Source organism: Micromonospora sp. NPDC004704 (assembly GCF_053601675.1).
This window is the reverse complement of sequence record NZ_JBSGCD010000019.1, coordinates 83257-108811: the sequence shown is the minus strand read 5'-3', so window position 1 is coordinate 108811 and position 25555 is coordinate 83257. Positions and strand designations below refer to the sequence as shown.

At 70.1% G+C, this 25555-nt stretch carries 17 protein-coding genes; 10 read left to right on the top strand and 7 right to left on the bottom strand.

Annotated features, from left to right (window positions below; all coding sequences use genetic code 11):
- The first annotated feature begins 11 nt into the window (after positions 1 to 11).
- The 3 genes from ACWEFB_RS24185 (at position 12) to ACWEFB_RS24175 (ending at position 3841) form a co-directional block, all read left to right on the top strand.
- Positions 12 to 1196 carry a low temperature requirement protein A gene (locus ACWEFB_RS24185; RefSeq protein WP_452288872.1) on the top strand — a complete coding sequence of 395 codons (1185 nt, stop codon included), beginning with the start codon at positions 12 to 14 and terminating at the stop codon, positions 1194 to 1196.
- Between the two features lie 179 nt (positions 1197 to 1375).
- Entirely contained in the window at positions 1376 to 2395 is a 1020-nt protein-coding gene (locus tag ACWEFB_RS24180) for an AI-2E family transporter (RefSeq protein ID WP_452288905.1), read from the top strand.
- 117 nt (positions 2396 to 2512) lie between these two features.
- Positions 2513 to 3841, top strand: coding sequence for a hypothetical protein (locus ACWEFB_RS24175; protein WP_452288870.1), 1329 nt, complete (start codon positions 2513 to 2515; stop codon positions 3839 to 3841).
- A gap of 49 nt (positions 3842 to 3890) precedes the next feature.
- Here ACWEFB_RS24175 and ACWEFB_RS24170 read toward each other — a convergent pair whose 3' ends face one another.
- From ACWEFB_RS24170 to ACWEFB_RS24150, 5 genes are read right to left on the bottom strand one after another with little or no spacing between them, the layout of a single operon-like run.
- Positions 3891 to 5180 carry a Coenzyme F420 hydrogenase/dehydrogenase, beta subunit C-terminal domain gene (locus ACWEFB_RS24170; RefSeq protein WP_452288868.1) on the bottom strand — a complete coding sequence of 430 codons (1290 nt, stop codon included), beginning with the start codon at positions 5178 to 5180 and terminating at the stop codon, positions 3891 to 3893.
- Positions 5177 to 6478 (bottom strand): polysaccharide pyruvyl transferase family protein, encoded by a 1302-nt coding sequence (locus ACWEFB_RS24165; RefSeq protein WP_452288866.1) that lies wholly within the window; start codon positions 6476 to 6478, stop codon positions 5177 to 5179. Before ACWEFB_RS24165 ends, ACWEFB_RS24170 begins: the two co-directional genes overlap by 4 nt.
- 22 nt (positions 6479 to 6500) lie before the next feature.
- Positions 6501 to 7139: a PIG-L deacetylase family protein gene (locus ACWEFB_RS24160; RefSeq protein WP_452288864.1), complete on the bottom strand. Its 639-nt coding sequence runs from the start codon at positions 7137 to 7139 to the stop codon at positions 6501 to 6503.
- Positions 7139 to 8011 (bottom strand): sugar phosphate nucleotidyltransferase, encoded by an 873-nt coding sequence (locus ACWEFB_RS24155; protein ID WP_452288862.1) that lies wholly within the window; start codon positions 8009 to 8011, stop codon positions 7139 to 7141. The genes ACWEFB_RS24160 and ACWEFB_RS24155 overlap by 1 nt, the downstream gene beginning before the upstream one ends.
- A complete protein-coding gene (locus ACWEFB_RS24150) occupies positions 8011 to 9318 on the bottom strand; it encodes a methyltransferase domain-containing protein (RefSeq protein ID WP_452288860.1) in 1308 nt (435 codons plus the stop codon). The genes ACWEFB_RS24155 and ACWEFB_RS24150 overlap by 1 nt, the downstream gene beginning before the upstream one ends.
- 178 nt (positions 9319 to 9496) lie before the next feature.
- Between ACWEFB_RS24150 and ACWEFB_RS24145 the strand changes: the two genes are divergently transcribed.
- From ACWEFB_RS24145 to ACWEFB_RS24125, 5 genes are all read left to right on the top strand, one after another.
- Positions 9497 to 10537, top strand: a complete 1041-nt coding sequence (locus ACWEFB_RS24145) for an NAD-dependent epimerase/dehydratase family protein (protein ID WP_452288858.1) — start codon at positions 9497 to 9499, stop codon at positions 10535 to 10537.
- A complete protein-coding gene (locus ACWEFB_RS24140) occupies positions 10534 to 11703 on the top strand; it encodes a methyltransferase domain-containing protein (RefSeq protein WP_452288856.1) in 1170 nt (389 codons plus the stop codon). The genes ACWEFB_RS24145 and ACWEFB_RS24140 overlap by 4 nt, the downstream gene beginning before the upstream one ends.
- A 59-nt stretch (positions 11704 to 11762) precedes the next feature.
- Positions 11763 to 12677, top strand: a complete 915-nt coding sequence (locus ACWEFB_RS24135; protein WP_452288854.1) for a glycosyltransferase family 2 protein — start codon at positions 11763 to 11765, stop codon at positions 12675 to 12677.
- Positions 12677 to 14188: a lipopolysaccharide biosynthesis protein gene (locus ACWEFB_RS24130; RefSeq protein WP_452288852.1), complete on the top strand. Its 1512-nt coding sequence runs from the start codon at positions 12677 to 12679 to the stop codon at positions 14186 to 14188. The genes ACWEFB_RS24135 and ACWEFB_RS24130 overlap by 1 nt, the downstream gene beginning before the upstream one ends.
- Positions 14189 to 14346: 158 nt before the next feature.
- Entirely contained in the window at positions 14347 to 14832 is a 486-nt protein-coding gene (locus ACWEFB_RS24125) for an HIT family protein (RefSeq protein ID WP_452288850.1), read from the top strand.
- A gap of 66 nt (positions 14833 to 14898) precedes the next feature.
- Here the strand turns inward: ACWEFB_RS24125 and ACWEFB_RS24120 are convergent, their stop codons facing one another.
- A complete protein-coding gene (locus ACWEFB_RS24120) occupies positions 14899 to 18582 on the bottom strand; it encodes a PQQ-dependent sugar dehydrogenase (RefSeq protein ID WP_452288848.1) in 3684 nt (1227 codons plus the stop codon).
- Positions 18583 to 19155: 573 nt separating this feature from the next.
- Positions 19156 to 22839: a PQQ-dependent sugar dehydrogenase gene (locus ACWEFB_RS24115; protein ID WP_452288846.1), complete on the bottom strand. Its 3684-nt coding sequence runs from the start codon at positions 22837 to 22839 to the stop codon at positions 19156 to 19158.
- 460 nt (positions 22840 to 23299) lie between these two features.
- On the opposite strand from ACWEFB_RS24115, the gene ACWEFB_RS24110 reads away from it, so the two are divergent.
- Both ACWEFB_RS24110 and ACWEFB_RS24105 read left to right on the top strand, forming a co-directional pair.
- Positions 23300 to 24589: a glycosyltransferase family 4 protein gene (locus ACWEFB_RS24110; protein ID WP_452288844.1), complete on the top strand. Its 1290-nt coding sequence runs from the start codon at positions 23300 to 23302 to the stop codon at positions 24587 to 24589.
- Complete coding sequence (locus tag ACWEFB_RS24105; protein WP_452288842.1) at positions 24537 to 25553, top strand: Wzz/FepE/Etk N-terminal domain-containing protein; 1017 nt, start codon at positions 24537 to 24539, stop codon at positions 25551 to 25553. Before ACWEFB_RS24110 ends, ACWEFB_RS24105 begins: the two co-directional genes overlap by 53 nt.
- Positions 25554 to 25555: the final 2 nt, after the last annotated feature.

Sequence of the window (25555 nt, the reverse complement as noted above, 5' to 3'; positions counted from 1 at the left end):
GCAGCACCGAGATGAGGGTCAGCACCAAGGCGGCACTGGAGCGCGACCCGGAGGGATCCCGCCGGGTCAGCCTGCTGGAGCTCTTCTTCGACCTGGTGTACGTGGTGGCGCTGGCCCTGATCTCGCGTCACCTCGCGGCGCACCACACCTGGATCGGGGCGTTGCAGTCGCTGCTGCTGCTGATGGCGATGTGGTGGGTCTGGTCGATCACCGCGTTCCTCACCGACCTGTACGACCCGCAGCAGATCTCGATCAAGCTCATCACGGTCACGGTGATGCTGGGCAGCCTGCTGATGGCGTCCACGCTGCCCCGCGCCTTCACCGAGTACGGCCTCGTCTTCGCCTGCGCCTACGTGGGGATCCACTTCAGCCGTGGGCTCTTCCTGGTGCCGCTGCTACGCGGTCAGCAGGCGCAGGGACGGGCGATCCGGATCTTCTTCTGGTTCGCCCTCTCCGCCGTACCGTGGATCCTCGGCGGACTGGTGGACAGCGAGACCAGCCGGGCCGGGCTCTGGGCCCTGGCGCTGGCCCTCGACTACGGCGCGTTCAGCCTGGGGTATCCCACGCCGTTGCTCGGCCGGCTGCCGAAGACCCAGTACAACGTCACGGCGGAACACCTCGCCGAGCGGTACCAGCAGTTCATCATCATCGCCCTCGGCGACGCGATCCTCGTCATCGGGCTCACGTTCAGCCGGACCGAGTTCGACCTCGGCCGCTCGCTCGGATTCGTGGTCTCGTTCACCACCACCCTGCTTCTCTGGCGGATCTACTCCCACCGGGCCGGTGAGGTGCTGCCGCTGGCCATCGGGTCGGTGGTCGAGACCCGACGGTTCTTCCAGGTCGCGCCGTACACCCACCTGGCCATGGTGGGCGGCATCGTGGTCACCGCCGCAGGTTTCGAGATCGTCCTGCACGACCCCGTCGGGAACACCGGCTGGGGCATGGTCCTGGTGCTGCTCGGAGGGCCCGCACTGTTCCTGGTCGGGCGGTCCCGGTTCGAGTACGAGGTGTTCGGGCGGGTCTCCCTGTCCCGGATCGTGGCGCTGCTGATCCTCGGCCTGATGACCCCGGGGATGATCTTCCTGCCGCCGGTGGCCATCGCCACCGGCGCGATGCTCGTGCTGGCCGGGATGGCGGCGGCGGACACCGCCCGGAGTTGGGGTCGGGTGCCGGAGCAGCCCTCGCCGCCGGTGTGATCGAACCGGCCGATAACCTCCCAGGGCAGACAGGTCGAGTACGGGAGGGGCCGGTGGCGGTCGAAGAGCCGACGGCGGAGGTCGAACGGGCGGCACCGCCCCCGGAGCAGCGCCGGGCGGACGAACCCGGGGAGCCCGAACACACCCCCGGTGGCCGGTACGGGCAGCCCGGTCGACCACTGCGCCGCAACAGCTTCCTGATCGGGTTCACCGGCGGCCTGGGCCTGGTCGTGGCGTACACGACCTTCCTCGCCGTACGCGGTGCGGCCTCGATGTTGATCCTGATCTTCATCGCGCTCTTCCTCGCCATCGGGCTCAACCCGGCGGTGGCCCGACTGCGCCGTTGGGGGCTGGCGCACGGGCTCGCCGTGACCGTGGTCGCGTCGACCGTGCTGCTGGTGCTCGCCGGTGGGATCTTCGCGCTGGTCCCGCCGGTGGTGACCCAGACCGGTGAGTTCCTCGAACAGGTCCCGACGTACGTGGAGGAGTTGCGGCGCAACGCCACGGTCAACGACCTGGTCGAGCGGTACGACCTGATGGACCGGATCCAGGCCGCGGCGAACCCGGAGACGATCAGCCAGGCGGTCGGCGGCGTGTTCGGCGGCGCCCAGTTCATCTTCGGCGCCATCTTCAACGTGCTGACCGTGCTGGTCCTGACCATCTACTTCATGTCCGCCTTCGACCGGCTCAAGACGCTCGGGTACGCCCTGGTGCCGGCCAGCCGCAGGAACCGGGTCACCCTGATCACCGACGAGATCCTGGCCAAGGTCGGCGCGTACATGGTCGGTGCGCTGGCGATCGCCGTACTCGCCGGGCTCTGCACCTTCGTCTTCGCCATGATCGTCGGTTTGGCGTACCCGTTCGCCCTGGCCGTCGTGGTGGCCGTCTGCGACCTGGTTCCGCAGATCGGTGCGACCCTCGGCGCGGTCATCGTCAGCCTGGTCGGATTCGCCACCGACCTGCCGGCGGGAATCGCGTGTCTCGTTTTCTTCGTCATCTACCAGCAACTCGAAAATTACCTGATCTACCCGAAGGTGATGGAGCGCTCGGTCAAGGTGAACGACGTGGCGGCCATCGTCGCCGCGCTGGTGGGGGTGGCTCTCTTCGGGGTGATCGGCGCATTGGTGGCGATCCCGGCGGTGGCGGCGATTCAGCTGATCCTGCGGGAGGTGGTGCTGCCGCGGCAGCAGCGGAGGTGACCCGCCAACGGACGGGGTGAGCGAACGCGATTGTTGTCCACAATTTGTCAGAATCAACAATTCCTTCACTTCCGCACCCGCTTGTAGGATCATTCTTGATCTCTGAGGGGGGCGTTGATGACCGGTGTCGAATCGCTACCACCGGCACCCCCGGAGGAGCCGGCGCCGCGATCACCCCGGCGCGGTCCCCTGCTCGTGGTGGTCATCGGGATCTGTCTCGCCGTGGTCATCGGCACCGGTTACCTGATCGTCACGCTCGCCGGGCCGGGACGGGACGGACCACTCGTGCTGGACCAGCCGAACACCGTCCTCTGGGGACAGACGATCAACCGCCCGGTCGAGATCGCGGCGGACCACGTCACCCTCCGGCGGATCACCATCCGTGCCGGCGGCGCTGCCGCCGTTCGGATCCGCGACGGGGTACGCAACACCGTCATCGAGGACACCCGGATCGACTGCGCCGACAACCGGACCGACGGCATCGTGCCCGGCGGCTACTCGGCTGTCCGGGTCCGGGTCGACGGGTGCCGTCAGGCGTTCGAGCAGCGCGCCGACGCGCCCGCGACGATCCTCGACTCGACCGCGAACGGCCGACCCTTCGCCCGGGAGGAGCGCAAGCCGGCCACCGTCGCACCCAGCCCGATGGACTTCGACACCGACCCACCGGCCGCGGGCGAGAGCGTCACCGGCGCGCCCACCCCGATGAGCTACTGGCCGGGACCGGACACCACCGGCGTACCTGCCGGGACGGTGCTGCGGCCGTCCAGTTCACTGGACCTGCGCGAGCCGGGCGTGGTGATCAGCAACCTCGACATCACCGGGTGCGTGACCGTACGGGCGAGGAACGTGACCATCCGGAACTCGCGGATCACCTGCGACAGTTCCACCTTCTCCATCCGGACCTACGACACGGCCAGCGACCTGGTGGTGGAGAACGTGGAGATCAACGGCATGGGGAAGAACTCGGCCGCGGTCTGCTGCGCCAACTACACCCTGCGCCGGGTGAACATCCACCACGTCATCGACGGTCCCCGGCTCAGTGCGAACACCGCCATCATCGACTCCTGGATCCACGACCTGTCGCGGGTGCCGGACTCGCACAACGACACCCTCCAGACCACCGGCGGCAGCAACATCGTGGTCCGGCACAACCGGTTGGAACCGCACGACCCGAACACCAAGGACCCGTCGAACGCCTGCATCATGATCGGTTCGACCACCAGCGACTCGGTGAACAACCTGCTGGTCGAGGAGAACTACTGCAACGGTGGCAACTACTCGATCGGGGTCAGGGACGACCTGGTCGGGTCGAACATCGTGATCCGTGGCAACCGGTTCGGGCGCGACTTCCGCTTCGGCGTCATCGCCCGGTCCGACCAGGCCGGCATCACCTGGGACCGGGGCAGCAACGTCTGGTTCGACAGCGGACAGCCGGTGGTCCGCTGACCCGTCCGCTCAGTCGTGCAACGAGCAGGTCAGTCGTGCAACGAGCAGGTCAGTCGTGCAACGAGCGGTGCTGGTCCCGGTACGGGGTCAGGTCGGCCGGTTCGCGGAGCCGCTTGCGTTTGATCCGGCGCACCGTACCGACGGTCGACTGGAGCTTCTCCCTGGTGGAGAGGTGCCGGAACCACATCCGGGCCATCGGCAGCCGGCGCAGCCGGGGGGTCATCAGGCCGGCGGCGCGCAGCGTACTCATCCGTCCCCAGACGGCACCACGGGCCCGGAGCAGGTTCGGCTGCGACGCCGGCAGGATCTCGGCCGCCACCGGCTCCAGCACCAGCGCACCGGCCGCGATGGCCGCCTCGACCAGGCGTACGCCCCGCTCGGTGCGGGCGAGCACCAGGGAGCGCCCCGGATCGTCGCCGGTCGGCCTGTACCACGGGTCACCGACAGCCACGTCGGCGAACTCACCGGTGTGGTCCGCGCAGAGGTAACAGCGCCACTGCCGGTGCTTCTGGAGGATCTCGCCCCAGGACTGCTCGTAGGTGAGCGTCCGCTCCTGCCCCGGCGGGTCGTCCACCATCCGGGTACGGGCCAGCCCCGGCCACCCGTTGCCCCGGTAGTGCACCGACTCCGCCCGGTCCGGGTCGGTCACCCCGAGCTTGCGCATCATCTCCAGGGTGCCCTCGGTGCTCGGGGTGCCGGCGCAGAAGACGGCGATGGTCAGCCCGACCCGGGCGTCCAGCGCGGGCCGGACCCGGCGGGCCATCCGTACCGCCGCGACGTCGCAGGGCTTGCCGATGAACACCGACGGGGTCTCGCCCGACTCGATCAGGTCCAGCCGGTCGGCCGGGCTGGCCGGGGCGTACCGGGAGCCGGCGTTGGCGAGCAGTTCGTCGCGGCTGCGCGACAACCGGGTCTCGTTCAGGTACGGCACGTCCGCTCGGGCGCCGATGTGCAGCGTCCCGGCCATCCCCTCGTACTCCAGGCAGTACGCGGCCAGCGCGGTGGCCACCCCGCCGCTGGACCCGGCGAACCGGATCTGCGGGTCTCCGGCGTACCCCTCCCAGATCTTGCGGACCGGGCCCCAGGCGGCCCGCAGCTCGGGGATCTCACCCGGTGCGGGCGCGCTCGCCTCGTGTTCCAGCTTGACGCCGGGGCAGCAGGCCAGCGCGGCGGCGGCGCCGGTGCTCGGGCCGCCGACGGGCGTGATCGGGATCGGTCGGCGCCCCTGGTCGAGTACGTCGACCATCCGGATCTCGTCCGGGGCGAGGTACGCGCAGACCCCGCACCCGGTGCAGAGCTTGTGCGCGGCGACGTCGTGTACGGTCTGCGGCCGGCTCACCGGCGCGCTCCCGTGGTACGCCGGGCCCGCTCGGCGCGGGCGACGGCGACGATCTCGTCCATCTGCTCGCCGGCCCGACCGATCGCCGCCGGGATCCGTTCGGTGAGTTCGACCGCGGTCTCGGCGCGGGAGGTCCAGGACCTCCACAGCGCGTCGAGCAGGTCGTCGTCGGCGAGCTTGCGGGCGTCGGCCACGTGCCGTTCCTGGCCCACGCTGGCGAAGACCCCGCGCGCCTTCAGGCTGTACGCGATGTTCGCCACCGGTACGCAGGAGGAGAGGGCGGCGATGGTGGCGTGCATCCGCATCCCGCAGAACCAGGTGGTCCGGGCGATCACCCACTTGCTCTGGTGCGGGTCGAGACCGGCCGGGCTGACCGTGATCCGGTCGCCGTACCTGCCGACCAGCGCGGCGTGCAGCCGCTCGCTCGCCGTGGTGTCGTCGTCGGCACCGTGCGGGCTGCGCACGTGCGGCACGATGATCACGCGGGTGTCCGGTTCGTCGAGCAGGCGTTCACACAGCCGGCGGGCCACCTCGGCGCTGTCCGCTGCCAGGCCGAACTGGGTACGGCCCTCGGCGCGGGCCATCAGGCCGCTGATGTTGATCCCGATCACCGGACCGGGGGCCGCGTCGAACCACCGGTTCAGGGTGTCCAGGGCGGGCTGGTCCGGCTGGCGCGGCTCCAGCGCGAAGGCCACGTCGACCCCCTCCCGGTGCCGGGTCGGGTCGAGGTCGGCTCCGAGCAGGTCGCTCAGGGCGACGTAGCTCTCCGGGTCGCGGGCCCAGGCCATCGCGGCCCCCCGGATGAGCGCAGCGGCCTCGGCCCGGATCCGGTCCGAGCGGAACGGCCCGTAGGTCTGCGGCAGCAGCACCAGCGGGCGGCGGCGCAGCAGGGTGAGCCGCTTCGGCCAGGCCACCGTACGGAACCGGTGCTCGCCGTAGATGTCGCTGAAGCTGTCCCCGCCGCTGACGTCGAGCACCACGTCGGCCCGGTCGATCTTCGCCACTCCGGAGTTGCCGAACCCGCCGAGCGCGGCGCTGACCCGCATGTTCAGGTACGACTCGGGGCGGTGGTACCGGCGCGAGTGCCGGGCGCCGGCGAGCGAGATCGACACCGGTCGGCCGCCGACGAAGGCGTGCCCGGCCCGCTGGCCCCAGCCGTCGTCGAAGACGGTGACGTCGGCCTGCGGCTCCCGGGCCAGCAACCCGCCGAGGGTGGCCGCGCGCAGCGCGCCCACGCCGAGGTTGAGGTGGGATCCGGGTACGCCGAACAGGCAGGCGGAAAGCACCTCGCCGCTCATCGGGCCGGCTCGCTGTGCTGGGTCATAACTCGATTACCGCTTTCTCACACCGGAACGCCTCGGCGTACCGGGATCGGCATTCCATGCCCCGCAGCCGGGCCAGCCCGAGGAAGACCTCGTCGTCCCACCAGTCCCGGTCCTTCTGGGACGGGTAACTGGTGTGTAGCAGCTCCACCTTGCGTCGGGCCTGCTCGTCCGTGAGCGGCAGGTAAATGTTCCGCCGGCCCAGGTCACCGTCCCACTTGGGGATTTCATAGTGCAACACCGACGCGCGGCGAAATGAGGTGGGTACCAGTTCGGCCAGGGTCCGGTGGTCCTGGTGGGCGTCGTCCGGGGCCGGCGCCACCACCAGGTCGGGGCTGGTCGCGGCGGCTGCCGCATTGACGATCTCTTTCGCCTGCGCCCAGTGCGCGGGCACCCGGCCGTCGGGGAGTTGGTGCAGGTCGAAGTCGATCCGGGCGGTGGGCAGGAAGGCCCCGGCGGCCGAGCGCGCCTCGGCCTGCCGGTCCGGCGTGCCGGTGAGCAGCAGGTAGTGGACCCGCAGGCCGGGGTTGGCCGCGCCGAGCGCGAGCAGCAGCCCGCCGGCGCCGATCTCGATGTCGTCGGGGTGCGCCCCGACCAGGACCAGCGATCGGACCTCGCCCAGCCGCAGCGACCCCATCAGTGGATCAACGCGGGGGTGCCGGGACCGGCATGCTCGGCCGGGGTGTCGATGTGGCCGTCGAACGGGGCCGGGCTCGGCGGACCGCCGTGCCGGTGTGCGTCCCAGAGCATCCACGGGCAGCGGGCGGAGTGGTAGAGCTCCTCCAGCTCGGCCCGGTCCTTGAAGGTGTCGGCGGCCCGCCAGAACCCGTTGTGGCGCTGGGCCATCAACCCCCGCCCGGGCAGCAGCCGGTCGAAGGCGTGCGGGACCATGTCCTCGCCCTCGCGCAGTTGGTCGAAGATTCCCGGCCGGAGGATGAAGTAACCGCCGTTCTCCCACTGCATCAGCTCGCGGATCGGCCGGACCCGGCGTACCTGGTCGGACTCGTCGATGTCGATCACGTGGTGGGTCGACTGCACCGGTACGGCGAGCAGGCTGGCCGTGGCGGTCGAGGCCCGGAACCGGTCGATCATCGCGGGCAGGGGCGCGTCGGTGAGCGTGTCGGCGTAGTTGGCCAGGAACATCTCCTCGTCCTGGACGTGCCTGCGTACCCGCATCAGCCGCTCGCCGATGGTCGCGCCGAGCCCGGTGTCGATGAAGGTGATGTTCCAGTCGGTGATGTCGGTGGCGAACAGACGTACGTCCCGACCGCCCATGGTGAGGGTGAAGTCGTTGGAGAGCGTCTCGTCGTAGTGCAGGAAGTAGTCCTTGACCGCCGCGGCACCGTACCCCAGACAGAGAATGAAGTCGGTATGTCCGAAGTGGGCGTAATATCGCATGACGTGCCAGAGCAGCGGCCGGTCACCGATCATCGCCATCGGTTTGGGCGCCGACGCGGCACCCTCCCGCATGCGCATTCCCAGTCCGCCGCAGAACAGGACGACCTTCATCAGACCACCTCAAGCTCCGGGATGGGGTAGACGAGCCGGCCGCCCCACTCGCGGACGTACGCCAGCTGGGTGGAGATCTCGGTACGCAGGTTCCAGGGCAGGACCAGGACGTAGTCGGGACGGTCCTGCGCCAGCCGTTCCGGCGCGTGGATCGGGATGTGCGTCCCCGGAAGGAATCTGCCCTGCTTGTACGGACTCCGGTCGACCGTGTACGCCAGCAGGTCCGACCGGATACCGCAGTGGTTGAGCAATGTGTTGCCCTTGCCCGGCGCACCGTACCCGACCACCCGCTTGCCCTCGGCCCGCGCGGTGAGCAGGAAGTCGAGCAGGTTGCGCTTGATGGTGAAGACGGCCTCGGCGAAGCCACGGTGCCCGTCGAGCGTGTGCAGCCCGGCCTCGGCCTCCGCCTCCAGCACCGACTTGACGTTGCTCGACGGTTCCCACCCCAGGCTCGACGGCACCCAGGCGGAACCCTCCACCGTCCCGGAACGGCCCGGTTCGGCGGCGACCGCCGTGGCCGTGGACAGGGTCGCCGGCCGGGCGTGCACCCGCAGCGAGCCACCGTGCGAGGAGAGTTCCTCGACGTCGGCGACGGCCAGCCCGGCGGTGGCCAGCGCACGCTGCGCGGTGAGCAGCGAGAGGTACTGGTAGTGCTCGTGGTAGATGGTGTCGTACTGCCGGCGTTCGATCAGCCGGAGCAGGTGCGGGAACTCCAGCGTCACCAGCCCGCTCGGCTTCACCAGCGCGGCCAGCCCGGCGGTGAACCCGATCAGGTCCGGCACGTGCGCGTAGACGTTGTTGCCGGCGACCAGGTCGGCCCGGCCGTACCGGGCGGCCAGGTCGCCACCGGTCCCGGCACCCAGGAAGTGCACCTCGGTACGGATCCCCTTGGCGCGGGCCACCTCGGCGATGTTCGCCGCCGGCTCCACCCCGAGCACCGGGACGCCCCGGGCGACGAAGTGCTGGAGCAGGTAGCCGTCGTTGCTCGCCACCTCGGTGACCAGACTCTCCGGACCGAGGCCGAGCGTATCGATCATCGCGTCGGCGTACCGCTTGGCGTGCGCCACCCACGAATCGGAATAGGAGGAGAAATAGGCGTAGTCGGAGAAAATGTCCTCTCCCGGCACGTATGCCGGCAGTTGCACGAGCAGGCAACTGGAACAGATCCGTACATGCAAGGGGTAGAACGTCTCGGCGCTGTCCAGCCGCTCCTCGGTCAGGTAGCTCTCGCAGAGCGGCGACATCCCCAGGTCCACGAACGTCTCGGTCAATGCCGTGCCACAGAGCCGACATTCCGCAATGGTCATGCGATCCACCCCGATTGTTCGCCACCTCGCGCGGCGCCCGCCAGCACGCTTCGGCCACGCTAGTTCCGGCGCTTTCCGACCGGGGCTTTCAGTAAAAAGTCCGACACTACTCAGTGGTGATCACCCGGCCCTCATAAACTCTGCCTTCTCACCCCCGCGGACCCTCGGGAGCTTTGCCGTGCGCGTTCTCGTCACCGGTCATCACGGCTACCTCGGCAGTGTGCTGACTCCGCTGCTCCAGGCCACGGGCCACCAGGTCACCGGTCTCGACACCGACCTGTTCGCCGACTGCCTGCTCGGCCCGGCGCCCGCCGAGGTGCCGTCCCTCCGGCTGGACCTGCGCGACGTACGGCCGGAGCACCTGGCCGGCTTCGACGCGGTCTGCCACCTGGCGGCCCTCTGCAACGACCCGATCGGCAACCTCAACCCCGAACTGACGTACGACGTCAACCATCGGGCCACGGTCCGACTGGCCGAGGCGGCCAAGGCTGCCGGGGTGACCCGGTTCCTCTTCTCCTCGTCGTGCAGCCTCTACGGCGCCGGACTGGACGACCGGCCGCTGGACGAGAACGCCGGCTTCGCACCGGTCACCCCGTACGGCGAGTCGAAGATCCTCTCCGAGCAGGGCCTGACCGCGCTGGCCGACGACAGCTTCTCCCCGGTCTTCCTGCGCAACGCCACCGCGTACGGCTTCTCCCCCCGGCTCCGTGGCGACCTGGTGGTGAACGACCTGACCGCGAGCGCACTGCTCACCGGCGAGGTCCGGCTCCTCTCCGACGGCACCGCCTGGCGCCCGCTGGTGCATGCCGAGGACATCTGCGCCGCGTTCCTGGCCCTGCTGGAGGCACCTCGCGAGCAGGTGCACGGCAAGGCGTACAACGTCGGCGTCAGCACCGAGAACTACCTGATCCGGGACGTCGCCGAACTGGTCGCCGAGGTGGTCGACGGATCCACCGTCACGTTCGCCGGTGGCGCTTCGGCGGACTCCCGCAACTACCGGGTGAGCTGCGACCTGATCGCCGCCGAGGTGCCCGGCTTCCAGCCCCGCTGGACCGTACGCAAGGGCATCGAGGAACTGGTCGAGGCGTACCGGCGGCACGGGCTGACGATCGAGGTGTTCCGCGGCGAGCGACACCAGCGGTTGCGCCGGATCCAGGCCCTCCAGGGCGCGGGCCGGCTGGACGCGCGACTGCGCTGGGCCGCCGGCGTGCCCGCGTGAGCCGGACCTGCGACGCGTGCGGCGGCGCCGCCCTCGTCCCGTTCGCCGACCTCGGTGCGATCCCGGTGTTCTGCGGGGTGCACTGGGCCAGCCGGGAGGAGGCGCTCGCCTCGCCGTTGGGCGGGATGGAACTGGCCTACTGTCCCGAGTGCGCGTACGTGCGCAACCTCGCCTTCGACCCGGCCGCACTGGTCTACGACACCACCATGGACACCAACCTGCACCACTCCCCGGCGTTCCAGACCTTCTCCGCCGAGTTGGTCAAGCACCTGGCCCAGCGCTACCCGCTGGCCGGCGCGACGGTGCTGGACATCGGTTGCGGCCAGGGTGAGTTCCTCCGCGAGCTGTGCCACGTGGCGGGATGCCGGGGCCACGGTTACGACGCGATGTACGCCGGCCCGGTCGGACCGGACCCGTCCGGCGCGACCTTCCACGCCGGGCACGCACCACTGGACGACAGCACGCCGGTCTTCGACTTCGTCACCTCCCGGCACTGGTTCGAGCACCTGGACGACCCGTACGGCTTCCTGGTCCGCCTCCGGGAACTGGCCGGCGCCCGGCCGGTACGCGGCTACCTGGAGGTCCCCGATGCCTGCTACGACCTCGCCACCGCAGGGTGGGAGGTGATCTATCCGCACGTGTCCTACTTCGACGCCTACTCCCTGCGCCGGGTGGTCGAACGGGCCGGGTGGCGGGTGACCGACACCGGTCCCCTCTTCTCCGGCATGTTCCGGTTCGTGGAGATCGCGGTGAACGTACCGGCCGACGCGGATTCACGGGATCTGCCCGGTCCGGCGGACCGGGACCGGCAACTGGAGTCGATCGCCGGTTTCGCCGCCCGGCACGCCGCCGAACGGGAGCACTGGCGGTCCACCATCGACCGGCTGCTCGCCGCCGGTGACCGGCCTGTGCTCTGGGGTGCCGGTTCGCGCGGCGTGCAGTTCCTGCACCTCGCCGACCCGGACGGCCGGCTCGCCGCGGTGGTCGACGTCAACCCACGCAAATGGGGCAGATACCTGCCGGTGACCGGACACGAGGTAGGCTCCCCTGCGAGCCTGACCGAGCTGGGCACCCGTGCGGTGATCATCACCAACCCCGCCTACCGGAACGAGATCGGCGCCGCGCTCCGCGAACTCGGCGTCGAGGCCGAACTGATGGTGGCCTGATCAACGGGCACCGGATCACACCGACATTCATCCACGATCACTCGAAGCTGAGGAGAGTGATGGACGGAGCGCCCCGGGTGAGTCTCGGCGTTCCCCTCTACAACGCCGAGCGGTACCTCGAAGCATGCCTGGACGCGCTGCTCGCGCAGGACTACCAGGACTTCGAGATCATCGTGAGTGACAATGCCTCCACCGACCGGACCTGGGAGATCTGCCAGCGCTACGCCGCGGCCGACCCACGGTTCCGGCTCTTCCAGAACCCGCGCAACTTCGGCGGCCACGTCAACTACGCCCGGGTCGCCCAACTCGCCCGGGGCGAACTGTTCAAGTGGGTGGCGTACGACGACGTCTGCCTGCCGACGTTCCTGAGCACCTGCGTGGCGGCGCTGGACGTCGCAGGGTCACAGGCCGTGCTCGCCTATCCTCGTACGGTGCTGATCGACGAGGAGGGCTCGGTGATCGGTCCGTACGCCGACCGGCTGGACCTGCGCGATCACCGCCCCTGGCGACGGGTCGCCGGGGTGGCCAGCAACATCAACCTCTGCCACGCCCACTTCGGTGTCTTCCGGCTCGCCGCCCTGCGCCGCACCGGCATGATCCGGCCGTTCCTCTCCTCCGACTACACCCTCGTCGCCGAGGTCGCCCGACTCGGCGAGATCCACGAGGTGGACCAGCCGCTGTTCCTGCGCCGGATGCACGGCGCCTCCAGCCGGCAGGCCAAGGACTCCACCCCCGCCTCCGCCCTCTCCTGGTACGCACAGGACAGCGGCAAGGTCCGAGCACCCAGGCAGCGGATGCTGCTGGAAACACTGCGTACGCTGCTGACCGGCGACGACCCCCTGGGTACCCGGATCAGCTCCGCCTTCGCCTTCCTCGGCGCCTGGTGGGCCCGACGGGTCCGGGTGCTCCTCGGCCGCTGGCGCCGCCGGCTCAGCCGCCGATCGAGGGCCAGCACGGCCAAGGGAAACGCCTAGTGGTCAGCACAACGCCCGACGCACCCGTCGAGTCCCCGCCAGCCCCATCGCGTGGCCGGGTACGGTCGGCGATCGGTTGGTCATACCTGCTCACCGCCGGCCGGGTCGGTTCCTCGATCGTGGTCACGTTCCTGCTCGCGAAGCTGCTCGGGCCGAACGAGTTCGGGCTGGTCGCGATGGCCACGGTCTTCATCACCATCGCCCAGACGATCATCCAGCAGGGGCTGGTCTCGGCGATCGTGCAGCGGGACAAGCTCACCCCCGAGCACCTCGACGCCGCCTTCGGCGTGACCCTGCTCGCCGGCCTCGGCGTAGGGGCGCTCACCGCCGCGCTCAGCCCGGTCTGGTCGCTCATCAACGGCAGCCCGGACGGCTTGACCGAGGTCTGCCTCGCACTCTCCCCGCTCGTCCTGCTCCAGGGACTGGCCATCGTGCCGGAGGCGGTGCTCCGCCGCGACCTCCAGTTCCGGTCGGTTGCCATCCGTACCCTGCTGGCCGCCGCCATCAGCGGCGTCGTCGGCATCTCGCTCGCCCTGGCCGGCGCGGGCATCTGGGCCCTGGTGGCGCAGCAACTGGCCACCTCCGTGGTCAGCCTGATCGTGCTCTGGACGGTCTGCCCGTGGCGACCGAGCCGGCGGCCCCGGCTCGGGGCCATCCGCGACCTGTGGGCCTTCTCCGCCCACTCCGCGAACGCCGGGCTCGGCCTCATGCTCAGCTCCAAGGCCGACATCATCTTCACCGGCATCTTCTTCGGTCCGGTCGCCACCGGCATCTACCGGCTGGCCGCGCGACTGCCGGACATGCTGGTCGACGTCACGGTCCGGTCGCTGCAACAGGTCGCGCTCCCGTCGCTGTCGCGCCTGCAGGAGGATCGGGAGGCGTTCGCGGTCCACCTGACCAAGCTGCAACACCTCGGCGCGATCGCCGGCCTCCCGGTGCTCGGGGTCCTCGCCGCCACCGCGAACCCGTTGGTGGGATTCCTCGGCCCGGAGTGGGCCGGCACCGAGATCCCGCTCCGGCTGCTCTGCCTCTTCGGCGCGATCAACGTGTACGGCGTCCTGCTCGGCCCGGCGTTGCAGGCGATCGGGCAGCCCGCGAAGCTCGCCGCGATCCTCTGGACCCGGGGCATCCTCGGGGTGGCGACCCTGGCCGCGGTCGGCACCCTGCTCGACGGGCGCAACGACGTCACCGAGGCCAGCGCGGTCGCCATCGCCGGAATCGCCATGCAACTGGTGGTCAACGCCGTCTCCGTCTGGGTCACCGTCCGCCGGGCCATCGGTGCCTCGGTGATCCGGTTCCTCGTGCCCACCCTGCCGGCGCTGCTGGCCGCGGCCGGCGCCGCCCTGACCCCGCTGGTCACCGACCGGATCGGGGTCAACGACCTCCATCCGCTGCTCGGCGTGTTCGTCCTCGGCGCCGCCGCCGGCCTGGTCGCCGCCACCCTGCTGCTGAGCACCGACCGCCGCGCCCGCCAACTGATCTTCACCCGCCTCCGCCGCCCCACCCGCTGACCCCCCAACGCCCGCCGCGCCCCGCGCCCCCGCGCCCCGCGCCCCGCGCCGTGGCGCCTCTTGTAGAGAAAAAGGGGAAATCCGGGGCAGCGAAAGGACTCTCTCTCTACAAGAGTGGTCACCGACGCGGCGGCGGTGCGGGTGGGAGGCGGCGGGGAATGGGTGGCGGGGATGGGTGCTATTCGTGTGGGAACGAGCGGCGGTTCGATGCGCTGCCAATACGGGAACGGATCGGTGCGGACGAGCACTGGCGGGTGGCGCACGCGTTCGCCACGGCGCTGCCGGGCTGGCTGGTGCTACTCCCCCGCCGGCACGTGACCACGATCGCCGATCTCACCGACGCCGAGGCGGCCGGCCTCGGTACGTGGCAGGTGCGGCTCTCCCGCGCCCTGCACGCCGTGACCGGCTGCCGGAAGACATACGTGGTCCAGTTCGCCGAGGCCGAGGGGTTCGGCCACGTGCACTTCCATGTGGTGCCCCGGATGGCCGACCTGCCGGCGGACCAGCGTGGGCCAGGCGTGTTCCGGCTACTGGGCGCGGACGAGGGTGCACGGGTAGGCACCGAGCGGATGGACGAACTGGCCGAGGCGCTGGCCGGACACCTGTCGGGTCAGGCGGGTCCTGCGGGTCAGGCCGGAAGCTAGGAGAGGGCCCCTCCCACCGTTTCCGGATGGGAAGGGCCCTCTCTACTGCTCGGGGCGGAAGACGATCTACTCGGGGCGGAAGACGATCGCTGTGCCGTTGACCAGGATCGGCTGGTTGTACGAGTGCTGTACCGCCGCCGTACCGGCCGGGTTCTCGATCCCGACCGTCGCCCCGCCGCCCAACTCGGTCGGCTTGGTGGTGGCCAGGTCGGCGTAGTGGAACGCGATCTCGCCGTTGACCGAGAGGATCGCCTCGGCCGTGATCCGGGCCGACGACGACCCGTACATGCCGATGTTGCGCCACTCGACCACGAACCTGCGGTCCGCGCCCGTACCGATCGCGGCGGTACGGATCGTGCTGTCCGCGCGGATCACCAGGTCGTCCCAGAACGGGTACACCGCCCCGTTCGGAACCGCCGCGTCCGGTACCGCCGTGTTGATTGGTTGGGCGCCGCTCGGGTTGACGAACGAGAGGAACCCGTTGCTGGACACCCAGGCCGAGCTGTACGTCTGCCCGTAGAACGGGAAGGCGAACGGCAACGTCACCTCGCCCACGGCGTCGTCGCCGGTCAACGGCAGCAGGGCGCCCTCCGCCGGCACGAACGGCCGGGTCTCGGTCGACTTGGTGTAGTCGCCGTCGCCGGTCGGCGGCGGCTCCTCCGGCGGGGCGGCCAGCGACAGGTTGACCGTGTGGGTGCTGCCGGCGACCACGGTCACCGAACCCGACCCGGTCAGGTCACCGGTGGCCGTGCCGGCAACCGAGTACGTTCCCGGCGCCACCCCGGTCAGGGTGTACGACCCGTTCGCCGCGGTGGTCGTCGACCGGCCGCCCGGCGACAGGGTCACCGTCGCACCCGACACCGCCGTACCGCCGGCGGCCCTGGTGACGGTGCCGGTCACGGTGCCGGTGGTCGGCGGTTCCGGCTCCGGGGGAGGGCCGCCGTTCGGCGGGGTGAAGATGACGGCCTTGCCGTTGGCCAGCAGCGGCTGGTTGATGCCGTACTGGACGGCGACGGTGCCGGCGGCGTTCTCGATGCCGACCGTGGCGCCACCGCCGAGTTCCGCCGGTTTGCTGGCGGCCAGGTCGGCGTAGTTGAAGGTGATCTGCCCGGTCTCGGAGATGAGCGCCTCGAAGGTCACCCGGGCCGACGAGGAGCCGTACATGCCGCTGTTGCGCCACTCCACCACGAACTGGCGGTTCGGTGCCGTGCCGACCACACCGGTCCGCACCGTGGAGTCGGCCCGTGCGAACAGGTCGTCCCAGAACGGGTAGATCGAGGCGTTGGGTACGCCCGGTTCCGGGATCGGGGAGTTGACGCCACGGGGGGACGGTCCGGGATCGGTGAACGAGATCTTGCCGTTCACGTCGACCCAGGCACTGGTGTAACTCTGCCCGTAGAACGGGATCGGGAACGGGAGCGTGACCTGGGTGACCGCCTCGTCCCCGGTCAGCGGCAGCACCGCGCCGTCGACCGGGACGAACGCCCGGCCGGTGGCGGTGGTGCAGGTGTAACCGAAGGCGTCACCGCAGTCCCCGTCGCCGTAGTCGGCCGTGTAGGTCGCGGCGTAGGTGGTGTCGGTCGCCGGAGCGGTCACCACGTGCGTCCGGGCCCCGCCGTCCGACCAGCGGTCGAAGTCGAACGTCGAGGCGCCGACCGCCTGCGGCGTCGGTGCGCTCACCGTGTTCGTCGAGCCGACGATGACCTGCCGGGTCGCCGGGGTGGTCACGTCCGCGCCGTTGACGTTCAGGGTCAGCCCGCTGGGGCTGCTGGCCAGGTTGAGATTGACCGTACGCGGGTCGAGGCGGACCGTCGTGCTTCCGCTCAGCCCGCCGCTGTCGGTCGCGGTCAGGGTCAGTTCGAGGTACGACGGGAACTCGTGGTCCGGTGCCACGAAGGAGCCGGACGCCACCCCGGTCAGGTTCTGCACCGGGTGGGTGTGGCAGTTGTCGGTCGCGTAGCAGTGCCGGTTGATCAGTTCCCAGTGCAGCGCGCCCGGTCCGAGGTTGCCCTCCTGCGGGTCGCTGGCGTGTCCGGAGAAGTTGACGGTCTGCCCCACCTGCCAGTTGAACGAGGAGAGGGGCGTGTCGATCACCGGCTCGGGCGCGTTGGTACCGACCCTGATCTGGATCGTCTTGGTGTCGCTTGCGCCACCGATGTCGGACACCCGCAACCGCGCGGTGTACGTACCCGTGCTGGTGTACGTGAAGCTGGTCCTGGCGGCGGTCGAGTCGACGGTCCCGTCGTTGGTGAAGTCCCACTGGTAGCTGAGGATGTCACCGGGGTCGGAGTCGGTCGAGCCGGACGCGTCGAAGTTCACCCGCAGCGGCGCGTTGCCGGAGACCGGGGTCGCGTTGATCACCGCGGCCGGGGGTTGGTTGCCCGAGCTGTAGTGGAAGCGGCGGACCGTGCCACCGGTCAGGTCGACGTAGTAGAGGTCCTGGTCCGGCCCGACCTCCAGGTCGACGGGGCCGGAGACGGTGCTGGAGAACGGGATGATGCTGGCCGGGTCGGGCTCGCCGTTGGCGCCGGCGCGCATGGCCCAGATGCACTCGCGGGAGTAGTCGGCGAAGAACAGCGCCCCGGCGTACGACGCCGGGTAGTTGCCGCCGGTCGCCGGGTAGAAGGCGACGCCGGACGGTGCCGAGCCACCGGTCGGGCACCCGTCCCCGGCGGCCACCACCTGGCTGTGCGCGTACGTGTAGTACGGCGGGGTGACGGTGCCGGCGGGGGCACTGTAGAGGCTCTCGCAGAGGGTGAGGTTGGCCGAGTTGTAGCCGCCCTGCGTCGCGTTCCCCTCGTAGCAGGGCCACCCGTAGTTGCGCAGCGGTCCGGCGGCCGGGTTGGGGATCTTGTTGATCTCCTCCCAGGTACGCCAGCCGACGTCGCCGATCCAGACGTCGCTGGTGCCGGGCCGGAAGGTCCACCGGGTGGGGTTGCGCAGGCCGTGCGCCAGGATCCGCCGGTTGTTCGGGTCGGTGCTGTTGGCCAGCGGGTTGTCCGGCATCGCCGCGCCGGTCGCCGGGTTGATCCGGATCAGGGTGCCGGAGAGCCCGGTCGGGTCGCCGGAGGTACGGATGTCCTGCGAGCGCAGGGCGCCGCCCTCGCTGGTGGGTGGGGTCTGCGGGCCGCCGGCCGGCGCCGGCGGGTCACCACACGGGTTGGTCGGGTTGCCGGACTGCCCGTAGTCGGTGAAGGTGGCCGAGGCGCCCTCGCCGCCGGTGACGTAGAGCGCGCCGTCCGGGCCGAAGTTGAGCTCGCCGATCGAGTGCGACTCGATCTGCTGGCACCAGTCGTGCAGGAGCACCTGCTCGGTGCCGGTCATCACGTTGCCGTTGGCCTGCAACCGGGAGACCCGGGCGCTGGTTTTGCAGTTGCCGGTGACCGGGCAGGTGTCGTTGTACGTCGGTGCGCTGCCCCCGATCGCGCCGTCGTAGCTGTAGCTGACGTAGACGTACGGGTCGGCCGGGAAGTTCGGCGGCAGGGCCAGGCCGATCAGGCCGAGGTCCTCGTAGTCGAGGACGTTCGTCCGAAGGTCGGCGAAGATCGTGGCGGTGGTGTCGGAGGTGCTGTCGTAGACCTTGATCTGGCCGTTCTTCTGGGCGATGAAAACCCGTCCGTCCGGCGAGAAGACCACTTTGGTCGGTCGGGTCAGCCCGGTGAAGACCACCTGCTCGGTGAAGCCGGGCGGGATCGCGGACGCGGGCTTTTCGGCGTCGAGTAGTAACCCGGTCACCACAGTTGAACTCATGACCAGCGCTAACACCATTGACAGTGCGCGCCGGAATAGCTTCGGCATCGCTGCTCTCCTATCTCACGGCGCGGTACGGCAATGTCCGCGGAAACATCCGGCGGATACCGAACCTCCGCTTGGGGGCCGCCGTCAGACTGTCAGTCGGGGGTTCACTGTTCGCCCCCTTAGCGGCCTGAATTGGCGCCCGGTCAGTCGAACCACGTTGTCCGGTCGACCCGCTGAAAACGCGGCTCCACTTCGGACCGGCGTCACTATATCGACATCGGCGATCGGCGCCGTCCAATAAGGACGGTCAGCGCGGGACCACCCCCCGCCACCTGCGTCACTTACCGTGTTGCTGTTGGCACATTTCCGTGACTTCCGGGTTATCCAGTCCGGAGGTTTCCGAAACTTCGTACTTCTCCGACCCGGACCGGCGTACACCCTCGCCCACCTGGTGACCGCCGAAATGATGCCGCCTAAGAAGTACCGGAATCAATCACGACGGACTGTCGGTTCGCCGACCGACCGGGGCAGCCAACCGGATCGACTTAACGAACGGTCAGCTGCCCTGGTCGGCCGAGTATCGAATCAGTCGACCGGACGGAACACGACGGCGGTACCGTTGGCCAGCGCCGGCTGGTCGAACGAGTGCTGGACCGCTGCCGTACCGGCCGGGTTCTCGATTCCCACCGTCGCGCCACCACCCAACTCGGCCGGTTTCGTGCCGGCGAGGTCCGCGTAGTTGAACGCGATCTCACCATCGACGGAGAGAACCGCCTCCACCGTGATCCGGGCCGACGCCGACCCGTACATCCCGACGTTGCGCCACTCCAGCACGAACTTCCGGTCCGCGCCCGTACCGATGTCCGCGGTACGGACCGTGGTGTCCGCGCGGATCACCAGGTCGTCCCAGAACGGGTACAGCGCCGCGTTCGGCACCGCCGCGGCCGGCACCCCCGTGTTGACCGGCTGGGGGCCGCTCGGGTCGGTGAACGAGAGGAACCCGTTGCTGGACACCCACGCCGAGCTGTACGGCTGACCGTAGAAGGTGAACGGGAACGGCAACGCCACCTGGGCCACCGAGTCGTCACCGGTCAACGGCACCAGCGAACCCTCCGCCGGGACGAACGCCCGGGTCTCGGTCGATTTGGCGTAGCCGCCCTCCTCCCCCAATAGCAGGGTCAGCGCGAGGTTGGCGGTGTGCGTACCGCCGGCCGTGACGGTGACCTGGGTCGAGCCGGAGAGCAGCCCGCCGAGAGCCGAACCGGAGACGGTGTAGGCACCCGGTGCCAGTCCGGCCAGGCTGTAGGAGCCGTTCACCCCGGTCGTCGCCGTCCGCCCGCCGGGCGTGAGGGTGACCGTCGCCCCGGCCACCGGCAGACCGGTGCCGAGCGCCGTCACCACCCCGGACAGGGTGCCGGTGGTCGGTGGCGGGGTGACACCCGGCGGGGTGAAGACCACCGAGGTTCCGTTGCGCAGCACCGGCTGGTTGGTGGAGTGGCTCAGCGCCACCGCACCGGCGCCGTCCTCGATCGCCACGGTCGCCGAGTCGCCCTGCTCCCGCCCGTTCCCGGCCAGGTCGGCGTAGCTGAAGGTGATCTCACCCTGCTCGGTGAGCACCGCCTCGAAGGTGATCCGGGCCGAGGAGGAGCCGTACAGGCCACTGTTGCGCCACTCGACCACGAACCGCCGGTTCGGCGCCGTACCGAGGACCGCGGTACGCACGGTGGAGTCGGCCCGTTGCACGAGGTCGTCCCAGAACGGGTAGATCGCCGCGTTCGGCGGATCGGCGCTCGGCACCGGACCGTTCACCGGTGCCGCCGACGCCGGATCGGTGAAGGAGAGGAAACCGTTGGTCGACACCCAGGCGGTGCCGTGCGTCTCCCCGTAGAGCGGGAAGCCGAACGGCAGGCTGACCTGGGCGACGCCCTCGTCGCCGGTGAGCGCGAGCACCGTGTCGTCGGCCGGCTCGAACGGTCGGGTGGTGGTCGTGGCGCAGGTGTAGCCGAAGCTGTCGGCGCATCCCTCGGTGCTGGTGTACGCCGCCGTGTAGGTGGCCGCACCGGCCGGCGCGGTGATCACGTGCGTCGCCGCCCCGCCGTCGGACCAGCTCGCGAACGTGTGCGTCTGCGAGTTGGCGCTCTGCGGGCTGGGCGCGCTGACCGTGTTGGTCGAGCCGACGATCACCGTACGGGTGAACGGGGTGGTCCCGGCCGTCGGCCCGACGCTGAGCTGGAGCCCGGCCGGGTTGCTGGCGAAGGTCAGGTCCACGGTCTGCGGGTCGAGCCGGCGGACCACCGTGCTGGACAGCCCGTCGGCGTCCGTGGCGGTGAGTTCCAGCTCCAGGTACGAGGGGTACTCGTGATCCGGTGCCACGAACGAGCCGGACGTCACCCCGGTCCACTCCTGGAGCTGGTGGGTGTGGCAGTTGCCCACCGACTCGCAGTGCTCCATCCGCAGCCGCCACCGCAGCCCCGCCGCCGGCACCGAGCCCTGCTGCGGGTCGGTGGCGTGGCCGGCGAAGCTGAGCGTGTCGCCCACCTTCCAGGTCGTTCCCGCGGTCGGGGAGTCCAGCACCGCGGTCGGTGCGCTGTTGCCCGGCTGGATGGTCACGGTCGTGCTGGCCGAGACGCCCAGGGTGTCGGTGACGGTCAGCCGCGCGGTGTGGGTCCCGGTGCCGGTGTAGGTGAAGCTGGCGGTCGGGGTGGTGGCGTCGACCGTGCCGTCGTCGGTGAAGTCCCACCTGTAGGTCAGCCGGCCCTCGTCCGCCGGGTCCGGGTCGCCGGAGCCGGTGCCGTCGAAGGTGACCGTCAGCGGGGCGGTCCCCGAGGTGGGCTGTGCGGAGATCACGGCGGTCGGGGGCTGGTTGCCGGGGAAGTAGCGGATCCGCCGGACCGTACCGCCGCCCAGGTCGACGTAGTAGAGCTCGTCGCCCGGACCGATGGCCAGGTCGGTCGGGTTCGCCGCGGCCTGACCGAACGCCTCGATGTTGGTCGGGCTGGGCAGCCCACCCGGGGTGGTCGGGCGCATCGCGTAGATGCAGTTGCGCGAGTAGTCGGCGAAGAACAGCGCACCGGCGTACGACGCCGGGTAGTTGCCGCCGCTGGTCGGGTAGAACGCCAGGCCGGAGATCGCGTCACCACCGGCGGCGCAGTTCTCCCCCGGCACCACGGCCGCGCTGTGGTTGTACGTGTAGTAGGGCGCGGTCTGGCCGGCGCCACTGTAGAGCGTCTCGCAGAGGTTGAGGTTGGCGTTGTCGTAGCTCGACATCCGCCCGGCGCCCTCGTAACAGGGCCAGCCGAAGTTGGTCACCCCGCCGGTCGGGCTGACCAGCCGGTCGATCTCCTCCCAGACGTTCCAGCCGACGTCGCCGAGCCACACCTCGTTGGTGCCGGGGCGCATGGTGAACCGGAACGGGTTTCGCATCCCCTGCCCGACGATCCGGCGGGCGTTGAGGTCGGGCGAGGCGATCAGCGGGTTGCCTGCCGCGGCGGCACCGGTGGCCGGGTTCAGCCGCAGCACCGCGCCGTCCAGGCCGGTCGGGTCGCCGGTGGTCCGTACGTCCTGGGCGCGCAGCGCGCCGCCCTGCGCGGTCGGCGGGGTCATCGCCCCACCCGGCGGGTCGCCGCACGGGTTGGCCGGGTTGCCGAGCTGCCCGTAGTCGGTGGCGCTGAAGCTGGCGCCGTCACCCGCGCTGGCGTAGAGCATGCCGTCGGCGCCGAAGCGCAGGTCACCGACCGAGTGGCTGGGGTACTGCTGGCACCAGTCGTGGATCAGCACCTGCTCGGTGCCGGTCATCACGTTGCCGCTGGCCTGGAGGCGGGAGAGCCGGCCGGTGACGATGCAGCGGCCGTTGTTGGCGTCACCGCAGGTGTCGTTCCAGACCGGGGCGGTCTGCCCGGGCGGCGCGTCGTACGTGTAGAGCACGTACACCCACGGGGTCGTCGGGAAGTCCGGCGGCAGCGCCAGCCCGAGCAGTCCCCGGTCCCACTGGTTGTGCACGTTCGTGGAGAGGTCGGCGAACACGGTCGCGGTCGGGTCGGCCAGGTCGTCGAAGACCTTGATCCGCCCACCCTTCTCCGCCACGAAGATCCGCCCGTCCGGGGCGAACTCGATGTTCGTCGGCTGATTGAGTCCGCTGAAGACGATCTGTTCCTGGAATCCGCTGGGCAGCGTGACCGCCTCCGCCACGGTTGCCCGCAACGGTGCCAGCACGCTGCCCAGCAGAGCCCCCACCAGGGCCAGTCGCATGACTCGACGCAGACGCGTCATCGCACCCCTCCCCACACCCCCACCGGAGTACGCGGGCCGCGTACCGCGTGCGGTCGCCGGTGCCAGCCGGAGGACCGCAGGCACAGGGTAGCCAGCACATCAACATTTACAAATGCCCTCTTCCGACTCCCGACTCAAGCCGACTGAGCGGCCCTTTCGACCGGATGGATGTTTCAGCAGGCCGGCCGGGAAACGGCAGGTGATTGCCAGTGCCGACGTAACCCGTACGTACTGATGAAGTCCGGATGAACGCATGAAAGAGCAATCGGCCGATCGGCCTCCGCCTTGTAATTAAGTCGACATCACTCGCGAATCGCCGCTGCTTGCCCATCCTGCGTCGGTAGGGAAATCTTTCGGTAGAACAGTCTCCCGGTGCCTCGGGGGCCACCCGGTCGCGGCGTCCGTACGCCGCGACCGTCCATCGGAAACGTCGTCCGAGCTGCGCGGATCGGAGTCGGGGATGGCCAGCCCACGTCCACATGTCGTCATCGTGGTGGTCAACCTGCCCGTGGAACGGGACCGCCGAGTGATCCGGGAGTGCCTGGCGCTGGAAGCCGCCGGTTACCGGGTCACCGTGATCTGCCCACGCGGCCCGGGGCGGTTGACCCATTTACCCGGATCCGCGAGCACCGCGATCCGGTCCTTCCCCCAGCCGCTTGCCGGTTCCGGGGTGCTCTCCTTCGCCGCGGAGTTCGCCTGGGCCCTGATCGCGGTCACCACCCGACTGCTCGGGATCATGCTGCGCGAGCGGGTCGACGCCGTACAGGCGTGCAACCCGCCGGACGTGTTCTGGCCGGTCGCCCTCCTGATGCGGGCCCTCGGCCGGCCGTTCGTCTTCGACCACCACGACCTGAGCCCCGAGTTGTACGAGTGCAAGCCGGGCTCGCACCGGCCGGCCGTACTGCGGGTCCTGCGACTGTTCGAGAAGCTCTCCTGGCGCTGCGCCTCGGCCGTGGTCTCGACCAACGAGTCGTACCGCGAACTCGCGATCAGCCGGGGCGGATGCGATCCGGAGCGGGTGGTGGTGGTCCGCAATGGACCCACCCTGGCCGAGGTCGGACCGGCCGTCACGGAGCCGGCGATCGGTGCACGGGACCGGCACACCATCGTCTACCTCGGCGTCATCAACCCGCAGGATCACGTCGACGCGGCGGTGCTGGCCGCGGAGCGACTGGTCGGACTGCGCGGCACCGAGGACTGGCGGATGGTGGTGGCCGGCGACGGCGACAGCCTGCCGGAACTGCGCCAACTGGTCAGCCAACGCGGTATCTCCGATGTGGTCCGGTTCACCGGATGGCTGGAGGCCGACGAGGTCGACGCCCTACTGCGGTCGGCTTCCATCGCCATTCAGCCGGACCCACCCACCCGAATGGCTGAATTGTCGACGATGGCGAAAACCGTGGAATACGTCGCCCGCGGACTTCCGGTGGTCGCGGTGGACCTGCTGGAGACGCGGCGTACCGCCGAGGACGCCGCCACCTACGTGCCCACGGGCTCCCCCGACGAGCTCGCCAAGGCCCTTGACCAGCTACTCGGCGACGACTCGGCCCGCGCCGCAATGAGCGTGGTTGCCCGGCGTCGGTTCACCGAGCAGCTAGCCTGGGACCATCAGGCGAAGGCGTACATCCGACTCTGGGATCAGCTGCTTCGGCGCAATCCGCGGAGTTACAACTCGGTTTCACCCAAAATCGGGACGGATGCCGCACGCCAGACCGGGCCCCAACATGGTACGAAAGAGGCGGTCCCGTGAGTCCGGACCAACCTCGCCATTTCTCTGCCGCATCCGTTCGCGCACCCAAAGGGGTCGATCGATGGACCTTCTCGACCTGCTGAAACTCATGTTTCGGCGATGGTATGTCACGACACCGGTCGTGGTCCTGACCCTCGCGGCTGCATTCACCCTCAGCGTCGTGATCCAACCCGAGTACAAGACCTCGGCCGCGGTCCTGCTCGTCCCACCGACGACCAGCCCCGCCGCGCCCGCCCCGAACGCCAGCCCCCAGCCGGGTAACCCGTGGCTGCGGGTCGGCGAGAACGCGATGGCCCAGGCGGTCCAGATCTCGATCTCCGCGCACGAGGCCCGGGCCAAGGTCGAGGCGGCCGGCGGCAACAGCGAGTACGAGGTCGGGCTGGTCAACCGCAGTCCCATCCTGACCATCGACGTGACCGCCGCCAGCCACGGCGAGGCGCTGGCCACGGTCACCGCGGTGACCAAGCTGGTCGGCGACGAGGTCGCCGGCAAGCAGGCCGAGTACAAGCCCAAGGCCGGCGAGCAGATCACCACCCAGGTGCTCGACCCGGGCCTGAACATCGTCCAGTCCCGGTCCAACGTGCTCCGCGCCCAGATCGTGGTGATCGCGATCGGCCTCCTGCTCGCCGCCGCGGCGGCCGTCGGCTACGACGCGATCGTCCGCCGCCGGGAACGCGCCCGGCTGGCCGACCGGCACGGGACGCGCCCGTCGATGGCCTGGAACGCCGGGCAGGCGACGGTCGGCGGCGCCCGACGGCCGATCCCCGGGCCGAAGGGCAGCATGGACTCCAGCGACGCCACGCAGGTGGTGGGCAACCTCGGCGTCCCGGCGCCGACCTCCGGCACCGGTGACCGGTCCAGCGGCGCCCCGCACATCTCGGCGGACTTCGTCCGCGCACCGCAGTCCGACGACACGATCCTGCTCACAGCGGTCCGCCGTCCCGCCGACGACACGGGCAAATAACC

What these genes read in the sequence shown, in the direction of transcription:
- ACWEFB_RS24185 (WP_452288872.1), top strand. Translation starts at nt 12, where the DNA reads ATGAGGGTCAGCACCAAGGCGGCACTGGAGCGCGACCCGGAGGGATCC.
- ACWEFB_RS24175 (WP_452288870.1), top strand. Translation starts at nt 2,513, where the DNA reads ATGACCGGTGTCGAATCGCTACCACCGGCACCCCCGGAGGAGCCGGCG.
- ACWEFB_RS24165 (WP_452288866.1), bottom strand. Translation starts at nt 6,478, where the DNA reads ATGAGCGGCGAGGTGCTTTCCGCCTGCCTGTTCGGCGTACCCGGATCC.
- ACWEFB_RS24160 (WP_452288864.1), bottom strand. Translation starts at nt 7,139, where the DNA reads ATGGGGTCGCTGCGGCTGGGCGAGGTCCGATCGCTGGTCCTGGTCGGG.
- ACWEFB_RS24155 (WP_452288862.1), bottom strand. Translation starts at nt 8,011, where the DNA reads ATGAAGGTCGTCCTGTTCTGCGGCGGACTGGGAATGCGCATGCGGGAG.
- ACWEFB_RS24150 (WP_452288860.1), bottom strand. Translation starts at nt 9,318, where the DNA reads ATGACCATTGCGGAATGTCGGCTCTGTGGCACGGCATTGACCGAGACG.
- ACWEFB_RS24135 (WP_452288854.1), top strand. Translation starts at nt 11,763, where the DNA reads ATGGACGGAGCGCCCCGGGTGAGTCTCGGCGTTCCCCTCTACAACGCC.
- ACWEFB_RS24125 (WP_452288850.1), top strand. Translation starts at nt 14,347, where the DNA reads ATGGGTGGCGGGGATGGGTGCTATTCGTGTGGGAACGAGCGGCGGTTC.
- ACWEFB_RS24120 (WP_452288848.1), bottom strand. Translation starts at nt 18,582, where the DNA reads ATGAGTTCAACTGTGGTGACCGGGTTACTACTCGACGCCGAAAAGCCC.
- ACWEFB_RS24115 (WP_452288846.1), bottom strand. Translation starts at nt 22,839, where the DNA reads ATGACGCGTCTGCGTCGAGTCATGCGACTGGCCCTGGTGGGGGCTCTG.
- ACWEFB_RS24110 (WP_452288844.1), top strand. Translation starts at nt 23,300, where the DNA reads ATGGCCAGCCCACGTCCACATGTCGTCATCGTGGTGGTCAACCTGCCC.
- ACWEFB_RS24105 (WP_452288842.1), top strand. Translation starts at nt 24,537, where the DNA reads ATGCCGCACGCCAGACCGGGCCCCAACATGGTACGAAAGAGGCGGTCC.